This is a genomic window from Pseudomonas sp. A014, from assembly GCF_052378495.1.
In the GTDB taxonomy this organism is placed as follows: domain Bacteria; phylum Pseudomonadota; class Gammaproteobacteria; order Pseudomonadales; family Pseudomonadaceae; genus Aquipseudomonas; species Aquipseudomonas machongensis.
Genome location: NZ_CP199001.1, coordinates 3059548 through 3074988, shown reverse-complemented (window position 1 = coordinate 3074988; position 15441 = coordinate 3059548). Strand labels below are relative to the sequence as shown.

Below are 15441 nucleotides of genomic sequence, written 5' to 3'. Positions count from 1 at the left end.
TTCGGCAGTAGTCGACAAATTGACGTCATAAAGCCGCTGTTGCCATCACGTTTGCCACGGTTGGCCCTGCGGGTAGGCTATCGAAGGGGTTGATATGTAGCTGATTTCCTACAGAAAAATCAGCGACCGAGGATGCGCGGGCGACTGTCCGGGTTTCCGGGGCCATACAGGGTAGGGAAGCGATGCTTGAATCCGCGGACGATCAACGGAGAAGGACCCTCCCAGCCCATGCCTGCCGCCGATACCTACCCCCTGACCAGCGCTCAACGGGACATCTGGCTCGACCAGTTGAGCAACGGCGATTCTCCGCTCTATACCATCGGCGGCTATGTCGAACTCACGGGCGACCTGCGGCCGGACACCCTGCGCCAAGCGTTGCAGCAACTGGTGGCGGCCAACCCGGTGTTACGCACCGAGCTGTTGCCAGGTGCCGGGGCCGACGGCCTCCCTGTGCAGCGCTTCGCCGAGCATGCCACCTTGGCATTGCCCCTGCTGGACCTGTCGGCTGAAGCTGACCCGGCAGCGGCGGCCACGGCATTGATTCAGGCGCAAATGGGCCAGGGTTATCGCTTCGACGGCACGGCACTGCTGCGTTTTGCCCTGATTCGCCTGGGGCCGGAGCACCACTGGCTGGCAACCCAGGCCCATCACCTGATTCTCGACGGCTGGGGCTTCGGCCAGATGCTCAAGGCACTGGGCGAGCATTACACCGCGCTGCTCGAAGGCGGCGAGGCGCCACGGGCCCAGGCCGGTTATGCCGACTTCATCGACGAAGACCGCCAGTACCAGGGCTCGATTCGCCAGGCCCGCGATCGCGCATACTGGCTCAAGCGCTTCGCCAGCGTGCCGGAGCCGCTGCTGGCAGCGCGTCACCATTACCGTCGAGCCACCGATGAAGCACCTTCGCGCACCTGGGTTCAGGCGTTCCCCGATGGGTTGCACGAGCGCATGAAACGCCTGGCCGAAGTTCACCAGGCCTCGGCGTTCCATGTACTGCTGGCTGCACTGCATGTGCTGTTCTCTCGCAGCGCACAACGCGAGGATTGGGTGGTGGGCCTGCCGCTGCTCAATCGTGGCGGCGCACGTTTCAAGGCTACGCTGGGGACCTTCGTGCAGGTCAGCGCGGTGCCCTTGGCGTTCTCTCCGGCACTGGTTTTCGCCGAACTGGTGGTCGCGATACGCGACACCCTGCGCCGCGATTTTCGCCATCAGCGGCTGGCCGTGAGCGAGCTGAACCGAGCACTGGGCCTGTTGCGCGAAGAGCGCGGGCAACTGTTCGAGGTGTCGGTCTCCTACGAGCAGGACGATCACGACTACCGTTACGGCGCGGCCAGCGCCCACACGGTGAAGGTCTCCAACAGCCACGAATCCACGCCCTTGGCCATCCACCTGCGCAGCAACCGCCATAACGACAAGGCCTGGTTGCACCTGGTGCATCACCGCGCCTGGCTGGCGAGCGACGAGGCCGAGGCGTTGGCACAGCGGCTGCTGCACGTGCTGGATCAAGGCTTGGCGACACCCGCGTTGGCGGTTGCCGATTTCGATCTGCCGACACCTGCCGAGCATCGGCAGATGCAGGTATGGAACGCGACGGGGCGTGCAGTTGGCGAGCCGCTCGTGCATCGCCGAATCGAGGCACACGCGGCGCTGATGCCCGAGGCCATTGCCGCCGTGCACGAAGAGCGCAGCCTGAGTTACGGCGAGCTGAATCAGCGCGCGAATGCACTGGCCCTGCGTCTGATCGAGCGAGGTGTGAGGCCCGAGCAGCGCGTTGCGGTGGTTGCCCGCCGTGGCCTGGATACCCTCGTGGGCCTGCTGGCGGTGCTCAAGGCGGGTGCGGCCTACGTACCGATCGACCCAGCACATCCGCGTGAGCGCATCGCCTACCTGCTCGAAGACAGCGCACCAGTGGCACTGCTGACACAGCAGGATCTGCTGGCGCGTCTGCCACGCCATGCACTGCCGTTGATCGAGCTCGACGCCTGCCCGGCAGCCGCGGCCACCTTGGACAATCCTCGCGTGGCGGGGCTTGTGGCCGAGAGCCTGGTCTATGTGATCTACACCTCAGGCTCCACCGGCCAACCCAAGGGGGTGATGGTCGAACACCGCATGCTGGCCAACCTGGTCGACTGGCATTGCGAGGCTTTTGACCTGGGCGTTGGCGGACACACGTCGAGCCTCGCTGGTTTTGGTTTCGATGCCATGGCTTGGGAGGTCTGGCCAGCCTTGTGCGCGGGTGCGACGCTGCACCTGGCGCCTACCAGCGAAGGTGGCGAGGATATCGACAAGCTGCTGCGCTGGTGGCGGGCCCAGCCACTGCAGGTCAGTTTCCTGCCAACCCCGGTGGCCGAACATGCTTTCACCCAGCATGATCATCCGACCCTGCGCACCCTGCTGGTGGGGGGCGACCGGCTGCGCAGCCTGTCGCGTGAGCGGGCCTATGCGGTCATCAACAACTACGGCCCTACCGAAGCCACGGTGGTCGCCAGCTCCGGGCGGGTGATGGCGGGTGGCGCGCTGCATATCGGCACGCCTGTGGCCAATACACGGTTGTATGTGCTCGATGCGCAGCTCAAGCCATTGCCGGTCGGCGTACCGGGTGAGCTCTACGTAGCAGGCCTGGGGGTCGCTCGCGGCTACCTGAATCGCCCGCAGATGACTGCCGAGCGTTTCCTGGACGACCCGTTCAGTGACGAAGCCGGCGCACGGATGTACCGCACCGGCGACCGGGTGCGCTGGCTTGCCGACGGCACCCTTGAATACCTGGGGCGCAACGACGATCAGGTGAAGATCCGCGGTGTGCGTGTAGAACTCGGCGAAATCGAGGCTGCGCTGGCCAGCCACGGACAGGTGCGTGAAGCAGTGGTACTGCTGCGCGATGGCCAACTGCAGGCCTGGTTCATCGGAGATGCGGTCACCCCCGGCGACCTGCATGAGCACCTGCGCGGCCTTCTGCCTGCGGCCCTGCTGCCGGTCGGCTACCAGCGCATCGACCACTGGCCGCTGACCGCCAATGGCAAGCTCGACCGCCGCGCCTTGCCGGCGCTGGATGAAACCGCGTCGGTACGCCGCGCCCATGAAGCACCCCGCGGCGACGTGGAGGTTCGCCTGGCGGCACTCTGGAGCGAGTTGCTGGGAGTACAGCGCATTGGTCGTCACGATCACTTCTTCGAGTTGGGCGGCCATTCGTTGCTGGCAGTGCAACTGGTCGAGCGCATGCGCCAGCAAGGCCTGCAGGCTGACGTGCAGGTGCTGTTCGGCCAGCCGACCCTCGCGAGTCTGGCCGCGGCCAGCCAGCGTTCCCTCGCTCAGGTGGAAGACAACCGTGTGCCTGCTGATTGCAGCCACATCACGCCGGAGCTGCTCAGCCTGGTGTCGCTGACCCAGGGCGAGATCGACGCGATCGTCGCGGGGATACCGGGTGGTGCGGGCAATGTGCAGGAAATCTACCCTTTGGCGCCTTTGCAGCAGGGGCTCCTTTATCACCACCTGCGCGACAGCCATGATCCTTATCAGCAACAGGCGCTGTTCGCCTTTACCGACCAGACGGCATTCGAGGCATTCGCCCACGCGTTGCAACAGGTCGTCGAGCGTCACGACATCCTGCGCACCAGCCTGGCCTGGGAAGGGCTCGAACAACCGCAGCAGGTGGTCTGGCGTCAGGCGCAATTGCCCGTGGAGGTATTGCGGGCCGGGCCGGACGATACGGCGCAGGCGTTGGCTGCGCATTACTCTGCGGCGCAACGCCCGCTGGACCTGCGTCGTGCGCCGATGATGGCGCTGGCGGGTGCCGAAGACCGTGAGCACGGTCGTTGGTTGGGGCTGTTGCGTTTCCACCATCTGGTCAACGATGCCGTGTCGGTGCAGGTGTTGCTCGGTGAGCTGCGGGCCCTGATGAGCGATGAGGGTCATACGCTGCCGGCGCCTGTGCCTTATCGCAACTATGTCGCGCTCAGCGGCGCCGAGGCGCGGCAGCAAGGGCACGAGGCGTTCCTGCGGGCATTGCTGGCAGGTGTCGAGGCACCGCCGACGTTGCCGGGCATGGTCGAGGATCAGGTGCAGGTGGGCGCGCTGGAGAGCCTTGCGCATGAGGTTCCGCTCGTGCTCACCGAGGCCTTGCGCCGCCTGGCCCGGCAGCAGGATGTCGGCCTGGCCAGCCTGTTCCACCTGGCTTGGGCGCAGGTGCTGGGGGCATTGGGCGGTCGTGACGACGTGGTGTTCGGCAGCGTGTTGCTGGGGCGGATGATGGCGGGCGAGGGGGCCGATCGGGCGTTGGGCATGTTCATCAACAGCTTGCCCCTGCGGGTGAGCCTGGCGGGCCGCAGCGTGGCGCAGGCACTGGCCGACACCCATGCCGGGCTTGCCGCGCTGTTGGGCCACGAAGATGCACCCTTGCTGCTGGCTCAGCGTTGCAGCGGGCTGCCAGCGGGTGTGCCGCTGTTCAACAGCTTGATCAATTTCCGCCATGGGCTGGTGGCAGGGCAATCGACATTGCCAGGTGCCCGCTTGCTGGAAGCCAGCGAAGTACACAGCCATGCGCTGGTGCTGTCGGTGGATGATCAGGACGAGGCCTTGCACCTGAACGTTCGCGCGCCGCGAGCGTTGGGTGCAGCGCGTGTGCTGGCCTACCTCGAGCGTACCCTCGAGGGGCTGGTCGAGGCGCTGGAACAGGGCGGTTCGGCACCGATCGAGCAGTTGTGCAGTGTGCCTGAGAACGAGCTGCAACGGCTGCTGCACGAACTCAATGCCACCCAGGAGCCCCACGAGTTGATGCGCCAGACCCTGCCGGCGCTGTTCCAGGCCCAGGTGCTGCGCACGCCGGATGCGGTGGCGCTGCAGACCGACGAGGCGGCGCTGAGCTACCGTGAACTCGACGAGCAGGCCAACCGTCTGGCCCATCACCTGGTGGCCCTTGGCGTACAGCCTGACACACGTGTCGGCGTCTGCATCGAGCGCGGCCTGTCGCTGCTGGTCGGGCTGCTGGGCGTGCTCAAGGCCGGCGGTGCCTACGTGCCGTTGGATCCTGGTTACCCGGATGAACGCCTGCGCTACATGGTCGAGGACAGTGCACCGTTGGCAGTACTGGTCCATGGGGCCACACGTGGTCTGTTCGATCCGGCGTCGGTGCCGCTGGTGGATCTCGACCAGGGAGGCTGGCAAGCGCAGCCTGCCGAGGCCCCTGAGGTGCCGGCGTTGACGCCTTCGAACCTTGCCTACGTGATGTACACCTCCGGCTCGACCGGTATGCCCAAGGGTGTGATGATCGAGCACCGCGGGCTGGGCAACCTCATGCATTGGGGCTCGAGCATCTGCCCGCCGCGTCCGGGTGATGCGCTGTTGCAGCGTGCGCCGTTCAGCTTCGACGGTTCGGTCTGGGAGTTGTTCTGGCCGTTGTGTGCAGGCTTGCGCCTGGTGCTGGCCCGCCCAGACGGCCATCGCGATCCGGCTTATCTGGTGCAACTGGTCCAGACTCACCAGGTGACCACGATCAAGTTCGTCCCGGCGTTGTTGCACCAGTTTCTCGAGCAGCCGGGCGTCGAACGCTGTACGAGCCTGATCGACATCTTCTGTGGCGGGGGTGAGTTGACCCTGGCGCTGGCTGCCAGCGTGCGCCGGCGCCTGCCGCAGGTGCGCTTGCACAATGTCTATGGGCCGACCGAGGCTACGGTCGACAGCACGGCCTGGACGCTCGAACCCGATCAGCCGCTGCCGCACACGCCACCGCCGATCGGCCGGGCGATCGCCAATACCCGGCTCTACGTGCTCGATGCCCATGCCCGGCCGGTGCCGATGGGCGTGGCAGGAGAGTTACACATCGGCGGCGTCGGCGTGGCACGCGGCTACCTTGGGTTGCCGGTGCTGCAGGCCGAGCGCTTCATCGACAGCCCGTTCGTCGAGGGCGATCGGCTGTATCGCACCGGGGACCTGGTGCGCTACCGCGAGGATGGCGAGCTGGAGTTCCTCGGGCGCAACGACTTCCAGGTCAAGCTGCGCGGTCTGCGCGTCGAGCTCGGTGAAATCGAGGCACTGCTGGGTGGGCATCCTGCGCTGGGCCAGAGCGTGGTCCTGGTGCGCGACGAGCGCCTGGTCGCCTATTTCACCTGCCGAGAGGGGCAACCCGCTCCGGCGCTGGATACGTTGCGTAGCCATCTGTTGGCGCGACTGCCGGAGTACATGGTGCCCTCGGCCTTCGTCGCCCTGGCCGACATGCCGCTTAGCCCCAACGGCAAGATCGACCGCAAGGCACTGCCCGAGCCGGGCGCGGAGTCGGTGATCAGCCGCGCCTACGCGGCGCCACGCAACGCGCTGGAGCAGACCCTGGCGCAGATCTGGAGCGAAGTGCTGAAAGTCGAGCAGGTTGGGCGCGACGACAACTTCTTCGAACTGGGCGGGCATTCACTGCTGGCGGTGAATCTGGTGGCGCGCATGCGCCAGGCGGGGTTGCAAGCCGACGCACGCACCTTGTTCCGCCAGCCGACGCTGGCAGGCCTGGCGGCCAGTACCGGGTGGGAAAAGCCGCAGGTCGAGATCGCAGCCACTACCATCCCGGGGCTGAAGGCACGACGCAGGATCTGAGGCGGGCAGGGGCTGCGTCGCAGCCCCGGACTCACTGTGCCGGCGAATGACCACGCCACTGTGCTTGACCGCATGGCGCCAGGGCGCAAGGCTACCGGGGTCCGCATGGAGAAAAACGATGGACCTGTCGAGCCTGTTGCTGTTCATCCCCGCCTGTTTCGCCCTGAACATGGCGCCGGGGCCCAATAACCTGCTGTCGTTGCACAACGCCAGCCGCCACGGCTTGCGCACTGCCTGCCTGGCAGGAAGCGGGCGTATCCTCGCCTTCAGCGGCATGATCGCCTTGGCGGCGATGGGGCTGGCGGTGGTGCTGCATACCAGCGAATACCTGTTCTTGAGCATCAAGCTCGTGGGCGCGGCCTACCTGTTCTATATCGCCTGGCAGTTGTGGCGGGCGCCCGTGGCAGAGGCACCCCATGCTGGCAGGCAGTCGCGCGGTATCTGGCGCCTGGCACGGCAGGAGTTCTGGGTGGCGGCGGGCAACCCGAAGGCGATTCTCATATTCACAGCCTTCCTGCCGCAGTTCGTGTCGATCGGCAGTCCCACTCCCGTGGGCGAGCAGTTCCTTTGGCTGGGGTTGTGGTTCCTGTTGCTGGAATGGGCGGCGATCGCGATCTATGCGGCGCTGGGTGCCTACCTGCAGCGCTGGTTCAACCAGCCGCGGCCACGGCGGCTGTTCAATCGGATCAGCGCCTCGTTGCTGGGGTGTGCAGGGCTTGGCTTGCTGGCTGCACGGCGATAACCCCTCAGCTGGCCTTTTCGCAGGTATCGGCAGGCAACGGGGCTTGCTCGCGTAGCGCCGACGCCACGACGAACGCCAGGGCCACCAATGTCAGGACCGGCAGCATCGCCAGGCGCAAGCCATGATGCTCGCCGATGAAACCCAGCAAGGGCGGGCCGACCAGAAACGCCAGGTACCCCGCCGTTGCCGCCAGCCTTACCCGCTGATCGCTGTGTGCACCGCTTTCCCCGGCTGCCGAGATCGCCAGGGGGAAACCCAGCGATGCGCCAATGCCCCAGAGCATCACGGCGGCTGCGGCGATCCATGGCACCTCGCAGAACACCACCAGCGCCAGGCTGCCTGCACCCAGCAGTGCGCTGGCACGCAAGGTGAGCGCCCGGCCAAAGCGGCGCACCACCGGCGCTCCAGCGAATCGACCCAGGGTCATCCCCATGGTGAACACCAGGTAGATCAGCGTGCCGGTGGTTTCTGCGAATCCGTGGCCGTCGATCATTAGCAGCGGCAGCCAGTCATTGGCCGCACCCTCGGCAAGCGCCATCGCCAGCACCACGAAGCCGATCAGCAACAGGCGCCGGTCGCTGAGCAGGGCGCCCCAGGCAAACTCTGCTGCCTGCGTTGTCGGTTGGCTCGTTGCTCGTTCACTGGCCCGAGGAGCGTGGGGGGCGAGGGCCAGGGTCACGCCGGCCGAAAGCAGTGCCGCGACGACCAGGTGCAGGTCCAGGGGGACCTGCAGCGCAGTCATCCCCATGCCGGCCAGCGCGCCCACCAGGGTACCGAGGCTGAAGAATCCGTGCAGGGTGGTCATGATCGGCGCATCGATTTCCCGCTCCACGGCGGCACCTTCGATGTTCACTGCGATGTCCGCCCAGCCCATGCCGATGCCGTAGATGAACAGCCCGGCAAAGGCGCACCAGGCACTGGCCAACTCGCTGCTGCCGGCGAGCACCAGCATGCCGGCGGACAGGCCGAGCAGGCCGATGCGCATCATTCGGTGCGCACCGAAGCGGGTGATGAGGCGTCCGGCGCTGAGAATCCCGCACATCGCTCCGGCTGAAAATCCAAACAGGATCATCCCCATCTGTTCGGTGGAGGCCGACAGGCCGTCGCGCAGGGCTGGGGTGCGGGTGACCCAACTGGCGAGGGTCAGGCCAGGAAGCAGAAACAGCAGATACAAGGCGTAGCGGGCCAGGCGGTGAGTGGCGGGCATGGTACAGACTCGCTGGAATAATTTCGTACGGATGTACGAATAAATCGTACGGATGTCCGAAAAGGGCGTCAATCCCGTATTGAGTCGTGTGCTGGCTGAATGTTCAAACCGTTCCACAGGCAACCGGCGCCCGGCCGGTTGCCTTCAGGAGAACAGGTCGGCGCCGGTGGATGTAGATATCGCGTCCAGCTTGGCTTGCAACTCGGCCACCCGGCGTTGGTGACGGGCGATGGCCGTGAGGTGTTCATCGATCTGCTGACGAATGGTTACCGGATCTTCGACTTTCCTCGACAGCCGTTCGATCCGCCTGGACAAGCCGACCTTCTTGTCGGCCTCCAGGCGAGCCGGCTCGTCCATCTGGGCGATGAGCGCCTGCAGATCGTCCAGACAATGGACGTTGCAGAACAATCCCGCGGCCTGACGGTAAACCACCGACTTCCGGGCTCTGTCCAGCAGTTCGAAGACATTGCTCAAGGTGCCGGGGCTTTTGCCGTCCCAGATCATCAGGCCGAAATCGGCTGCTTCGGCCATTTCCAGGTCCTTGGCGGTGTAGAACGCGCGGCCCCTGGCATTGGCGGGTGGGCGGACAGCCACGAGTGGCCATGCACCAAGGTTGTGGCGAGGCGTGTCACCGGTGCAGTACACCGTGACGGCGGTGTACTGGCGATTGGCGAAATACTGCTGCACGCATTGGTCCACGCCTGCGGCGTCACCGACCAGCACTTCATGGCCGCTGGCAACGATATTGTCGAGCCGCGCCTCGACCTGGGAGTCGAGACGCTTGAGCGTGATCGAGCCGGAGATGAAAACCTTCGGCATCAATGCCTCCGTGTAAGGGTGACGACTGCAATTGAGCGGATGCTAGTGTATCCGCGCAGGGCGGTACAGGCGGCTTCCAGCGAGGCGCCAGTGTCGAACAGATCGTCGAGCAGCAGGATATTGCACGGGTGGAGTTTGTCGTGGGTGACAAAGCAACCTTGCAGCGCGGCGCAGCGCTCTTCATAGGTCGCCAGGTCTTTCATTGCGACGGTGCTGCTGTGCTTGATCAGTGTCTGGTCGCAGTACTCGAGCTCCAGCAACTGGGCTACCCGTTCTGCCACCGCGTGCACGGGCTGGCGAGTACGCTGGCGGCTGGCGGGCATGGGCAGCACGACATCCACCGGGACATTCTGTATCGCCTGGACGACAGATTCTGCGAGGAAGTCCACCAGGTCGTAGTCGTCGCGGTACTTGAGCTGGAATACAGCCTCGCCGATGGCGGTGCGGGTGGTGTCGAACTGCATGTAGCCTTGGGCGTTTTCGCCGACCGGCACGCTGTAGAGGACATGTTTGTCGAGGCTGATACCGTAATCCCAGGCGTCGTTGCCCGGCAGTTCGCGAATGTCCATGTGGGGCTTCCTTGTCGTTGATATGCCAGAGATGTTCGAACGGCTATCAATCAGCCGCGGTGGCAATGTTGCGACGGGGAAGTCCCAATTTCGACTTCTCGCTTTCCGTTTCTTGCGTAGGAAAATTCCGAGCTGTCCGTGTGTCGCCCTCGTCAGTTACCTGTGACGGGCCCGGCTAGACTGCTCAGGATCATCCACCGATCCGGGAGCCTGCCATGCCCAGCAAGAACACCATCTGCCTCTGGTTCGACAGCGATGCCGAGGCGGCGGCGCAGTTCTACGCCGACACTTTCCCCGACAGCCGTGTGGTGGCCGTGCACAAGGCGCCGGGCGACTACCCCTCGGGCAAAGAGGGTGATGTGCTTACGGTGGAGTTCATCGTGATGGGCATCCCGTGCCTGGGCCTCAATGGTGGGGGCGCGTTCAAGCATTCCGAGGCGTTTTCGTTCCAGGTGGCCACTGACGACCAGGCCGAGACCGATCGCTACTGGCACGCGATCATCGATAACGGTGGCCAGGCCAGCGTGTGCGGCTGGTGCAAGGATAAATGGGGGCTGTCGTGGCAGATCAGCCCGCGGGTGCTGACCGACGCGGTCGGCGGTAGCGACCGCGCGGCAGCCAAGCGGGCGTTCGAGGCGATGATGAAGATGGACAAGATCGACATCGCCACGATCGAGCGCGCGATCAAGGGCTGACAGGCCTGGCCCGCCAGCCCGCGAGGGTCAGAAGCTGTACTTGGCCGTCAGCATCAGGTTGCGTGGATCGCCGAAGGTGTCGCCGCCGTAGTCCACCGACTTCGAAATGGACGAGTAGTACTTCCTGTCGAAGATGTTGTTGGCGTTGAGCTGCAGGTCCAGATGCTGGTTGACCTGGTAGCCGGCCAACAGGTCGGTGACTGCGTAGCTACCCTGGACCAACCGGTAGTTGCCGCCATCGACCGGGATGTCGTTGTACATGCGGCTCTGCCAGGTGATGCCGCCGCCCACTCGCAGTTTTTCCAGCGGGCCCTGGAAGCGGTAGGTGGTGAACAGCTTGAACTGGTGTTCGGGCGTGTCGGACTTGAGCGGCTTGTTGACGCTCGCCGGGTTCTTCTCGTCCTTGATGGTGTGCACGCGGGCGTAGGTGTAGCCGGTGCCGATCTGCCAATGGTCGGTCAGTGCACCCTGCAGTTCGAAATCGATACCTTGGCTGCGTACTTCGCCCGAGGCTTCATAGCAGGTCATCTGCGGGCAGTTGGCCGCGCCGATCTGGACCTGGCGGTTTTCCTGGTCGATACGGAACACCGCAAGGCTGGCGTTCAGGGCACCGTCGAAATATTCGCCCTTGATGCCGACTTCATAGTTCTTGCCGACGATCGGGATGATCGGCTTGCCGGAGACATCCTTGCCGCTCTGCGGAGTGAAGATGTCGGTGTAGCTCACATACACCGAATGATGCTCGTCCAGGTCATAGATCAGGCCGCCGTAGCGAGTGACGTTGCGGGTCACCTTGTAGTCGCCGTCGTTGTTGTCGCGCTGGTCGTAGTCGTACCAGTCAAGGCGTCCGCCGAGAATCAGCTTGAGTGGGTCTGCCAGGCTCAGGCGGGTGGTGGCGTAGACGCCTTCCTGGTTGATCAGGTAGCGACTGTTGCCAGTGTGCAGGAAGTTCGGCTTGCCGCTATCGAGCGGATAGTCGGTGTCATAGGGGCTGTATTCGCGCTCATTCATGTCGTAGATGCGCTTGCTGGCACCCAGCACCAATTCATGGCTGCGGCCCAGCAGCTCGAAGGGGCCGCTGGCGAAGGCGTCGAGACCCAGTTGGTTCTCGTCGTGCGCGGACTGGTAGACCGTCCTGCTCAGGGTCTTGGCGGTGTTCCAGCGCGACAGGTAAGAGCCGCGGAACAGCGCGTTCTGCTCGCTGTAGTTGGCGTTGACCTGCAGCTTCCAGTCATTGGCCAGGTGGTGGCGCACTTCGGCGAAGAGGGTGTTGATCTCCTGGTCCTTGTCTTCCCAGTCGGTGCCGGGGTTGTACGAACGCGACACATCCAGGTGATGGCCGCTGAGGTCGGTCGGGATGGCCCCCCAGAAGAAATTGGTCTTGTCCTTCTGGTGCGAAAAGCCCAGGGTCAAGGTGGTGTCGTCGCTCAGGTCGGCTTCGCTGATGGCATAGAACAGCCCATGGTTTTCTTCCTGACCATCACGGAATCCGTTGGCGTCGCGGTAGGAGGTCACTATCCGGCCGCGCAGGGTGCCGCTGTCGTTGAGCGGGCTGGAGGCGTCGAGCTCGCCGCGGTAGTTGTCCCAGCTACCGGCCGCGCCGGTGACGGTGACTTTCTGTTCGGCCAGTGGGCGCTTGCGCACCAGGTTGATGGCCGCTGATGGTGTACCGGCGCCTGTGACCAGGCCGGTGGAGCCGCGAACCACTTCGACGCGGTCGAACATCGCCAGGTTGGGTTGGGCGCCAACCACCCAACCGGTATACGCGCTTGGGATGCCGTCGTACATCAGGTTGTCGACGTCGAAGCCTCGGGCGGTGTAGCTCTGGCGGCCGGGGCCGCTGGACTGGTTGAGGAACAGCCCCGGGGTGTAGCGGGCCACGTCGTTGATGCTGGTCATGTTCTGGTCGTCCATGCGCTGACGGGTGATCACGGTGACCGCCTGCGGGGTCTCGCGCATGGTCAACGGCAGCTTGGTCGCGGTGTTCATGGCGCCGGTGGTGTAGGACGTGCTGCCTTCGGTGGTGCTGCCCAGCCGGTTGTCGCTGATCTCGGTGGCGCCCAGTTCCAGCGTCGCGGGTGGTTGCTGGTCGTCAGCCATGGCATGGGGCAGGGCGCTGAGACAGACGGCCAGGGCCAGCAGGTTGAGCGCGAAACGACGAGGCGGAGCAGCAGGGGTCATGCCTGGATATCCTTGTTGCTAGTGCTTATGAGAATGATTGGCAATAAGTTTGTCAGGATTTGTCGCGCCTCGAAAGCGTGGTATGCCAAAAAATCGACAAATTTTTCACATCTGCCCGCGTGTTGCAGAATCGCCAGACGTCCCGGGGCTTGCGCAAAGCGGGTAGAATTCGCGCTTGATCAAGTGTGTGAGGTCCATGTGGAGCTGCAGCAGGGTTTTGTCCTGACCCGCCATTGGCATGACACCCCCGACGGCACGTGTGTGGAGTTCTGGCTGGCCACCGACCAGGGCCCCCGGCGTGTACGCCTGGGCGCGCAGGTTTCGGTGGCGTTCGTGCCCGCGCAGCAGGCCGCACATGCACAACTGTTGCTCGGCGATGAGCCGGGCGCAGAGCTGCGCCCCCTTGAACTGCGCGACTTTCAGCAGCGGCCGGTGATGGGCCTTTACTGCCGCCAACACCGCCAACTGATGGCCTTGGACAAACGCTTGCGCACGGCCGGCATCGAGGTGCTGGAAGCCGACATCCGACCGCCGGAGCGCTATCTGATGGAGCGCTTCATTACCGCGCCGGTCTTGTTCGGTGGTCGTGTCGATGCCCAGGGAACGGTCGTGGATGCCCAGCTCAAGCCTCATCCGGACTACCGCCCGAGCCTGCGCCTGGTGTCTCTGGATATCGAGACCAGCGAACGGGGCGAGCTGTACAGCATCGCGCTGGAGGGATGCGGCCAGCGCCAGGTCTACATGCTCGGACCTCCCAACGGCCCAATGCGGGTGGAGGATTTCGACCTGCACTACTGCGCCGACCGTGGCCAGTTGCTCGAGTGCCTCAACCGCTGGTTGGAGCGTCACGACCCGGATGCGATCATCGGCTGGAACCTGGTGCAGTTCGACCTGCGTATCCTTCACGATCACGCTCGGCAGTTGCAGGTGCCTCTGTGCCTGGGCCGCGATGGTGCGCCGATGACCCTGCGCGAGCATGGCAGCCGCACGCATTTCTTCGCCGATGCGCCGGGGCGGCTATTGATCGACGGCATCGAAGCCCTGCGCTCGGCGACCTGGAGCTTCCCCTCGTTCAGCCTGGAAAACGTCGCCCAGACCCTGCTGGGCGAAGGCAAGGCCATCGACACTCCCTACCAGCGCATGGATGAGATCAACCGGATGTTCGCCGAGGACAAGCCGGCCCTGGCGCGCTACAACCTCAAGGATTGCGAGCTGGTCACCCGCGTCTTCGAGCACACCCGGCTGCTCGACTTCCTTCTTGAACGTGCCACGGTGACTGGCCTGCCGGTGGACCGCAGCGGCGGCTCGGTGGCGGCGTTCTGTCACCTTTACATCCCGGCCATGCACCGGTTGGGCTTCGTCGCGCCGAGCCTGGGCAGCCGCGAGGGCGAGGCCAGCCCAGGCGGGTTCGTCATGGACTCGCGGCCAGGCTTGTACGAATCGGTGCTGGTGCTGGACTACAAGAGCCTGTACCCGTCGATCATCCGTACCTTCCTGATCGACCCGGTGGGGCTGGTGGAAGGCTTGCGCGAGCCCGATCAGACAAGCTCGGTCGAGGGCTTTCGTGGCGCCCGCTTCTCGCGTACCCGCCACGCCTTGCCAGCCATCGTCGAGCGGGTCTGGCAGAATCGCGAAGCGGCGAAGAAAGCGGGTAACGCCCCGTTGTCCCAGGCCCTGAAGATCATCATGAATGCCTTCTACGGCGTGCTTGGCTCCAGCGGTTGTCGGTTCTTCGACCCGCGCCTGGCATCTTCGATCACCCTGCGCGGGCATCAGATCATGCGCCAGACCCGGGCGCTGATCGAAGCACGTGGTTATGACGTGATCTATGGCGACACCGACTCCACCTTCGTCTGGCTCAAGGGGGCGCACGACGAGGAGCAGGCGGCGCGTATCGGGCGTGCACTGGTGGCTGAGGTCAACCAGTGGTGGCGCGAGCATTTGGATCAAGAGCTGGGGCTGCACAGTGCGCTGGAGCTGCAGTTCGAAACCCACTACCGGCGCTTCCTGATGCCGACCATCCGCGGCACCGAGGAGGGCAGCAAGAAGCGCTATGCCGGGTTGGTACAGCGCGCGGACGGCCAGGACGAGGTGGTGTACAAAGGGCTGGAGTCGGTACGCACCGACTGGTCGCCGCTGGCCCGGCAGTTCCAGCAGGAGCTGTATGGCCGGATCTTTCGGGGCCAACCCTACCGCGACTATGTGCGCGATTATGTACGACGCACGCTGTTGGGCGAACAGGATGAACTGCTGGTGTATCGCAAGCGGCTGCGTCGTCCCTTGCAGGACTACCAGCGCAACGTGCCTCCCCATGTGCGCGCCGCGCGCCTTGCCGATGAATACAACCTGCGCCTGGGTCGCCCGCTGCAATACCAGCGGGGAGGCTGGATCAGCTACCTCATCACCACGGCAGGCCCTGAGCCTCTGGAGAACCTGCAGTCGCCAGTCGATCACGAGCACTACCTGAGCCGGCAGTTGCAGCCGGTGGCGGATGCGATCCTGCCGTTCGTTGGGGATGATTTCGCCAGCCTGACCGATCGCCAGCTCCTGCTCTTCTGAGGGCCCCGCCGCACGCTCGGTGGGCCGCCGTCGGGGTGGCATCTATCTACTGCCCGAGCGGGGACCCTGCCACCTAGCCTGCGCTTCTTTTTT

8 protein-coding genes are annotated in these 15441 nt (G+C 64.7%); 4 read left to right on the top strand and 4 right to left on the bottom strand.

Features of this window, described 5'->3' with window-relative positions:
- The first annotated feature begins 228 nt into the window (after positions 1-228).
- A complete protein-coding gene (locus ACTYOL_RS13920; RefSeq protein WP_444756445.1) occupies positions 229-6576 on the top strand; it encodes an amino acid adenylation domain-containing protein in 6348 nt (2115 codons plus the stop codon).
- Between the two features lie 118 nt (positions 6577-6694).
- On the top strand, positions 6695-7318 hold the full coding sequence (locus tag ACTYOL_RS13915) for a LysE family translocator (protein WP_125929994.1): 624 nt from the start codon (positions 6695-6697) through the stop codon (positions 7316-7318).
- Between the two features lie 4 nt (positions 7319-7322).
- Here ACTYOL_RS13915 and ACTYOL_RS13910 read toward each other — a convergent pair whose 3' ends face one another.
- From ACTYOL_RS13910 to ACTYOL_RS13900, 3 genes are all read right to left on the bottom strand, one after another.
- Positions 7323-8525, bottom strand: a complete 1203-nt coding sequence (locus ACTYOL_RS13910) for an MFS transporter (protein ID WP_153773740.1) — start codon at positions 8523-8525, stop codon at positions 7323-7325.
- 144 nt (positions 8526-8669) lie between these two features.
- Complete coding sequence (locus tag ACTYOL_RS13905) at positions 8670-9344, bottom strand: hypothetical protein (protein ID WP_444756444.1); 675 nt, start codon at positions 9342-9344, stop codon at positions 8670-8672.
- Positions 9344-9913, bottom strand: coding sequence for a ComF family protein (locus ACTYOL_RS13900; RefSeq protein WP_444756443.1), 570 nt, complete (start codon positions 9911-9913; stop codon positions 9344-9346). Before ACTYOL_RS13900 ends, ACTYOL_RS13905 begins: the two co-directional genes overlap by 1 nt.
- A 215-nt stretch (positions 9914-10128) precedes the next feature.
- On the opposite strand from ACTYOL_RS13900, the gene ACTYOL_RS13895 reads away from it, so the two are divergent.
- Complete coding sequence (locus tag ACTYOL_RS13895; protein WP_153773738.1) at positions 10129-10608, top strand: VOC family protein; 480 nt, start codon at positions 10129-10131, stop codon at positions 10606-10608.
- A gap of 27 nt (positions 10609-10635) precedes the next feature.
- Here ACTYOL_RS13895 and ACTYOL_RS13890 read toward each other — a convergent pair whose 3' ends face one another.
- Complete coding sequence (locus tag ACTYOL_RS13890) at positions 10636-12789, bottom strand: TonB-dependent siderophore receptor (protein ID WP_444756442.1); 2154 nt, start codon at positions 12787-12789, stop codon at positions 10636-10638.
- A 198-nt stretch (positions 12790-12987) separates the two neighbouring features.
- Between ACTYOL_RS13890 and ACTYOL_RS13885 the strand changes: the two genes are divergently transcribed.
- Positions 12988-15348, top strand: coding sequence for a DNA polymerase II (locus ACTYOL_RS13885; protein WP_444756441.1), 2361 nt, complete (start codon positions 12988-12990; stop codon positions 15346-15348).
- The last annotated feature ends 93 nt before the right edge of the window (positions 15349-15441 follow it).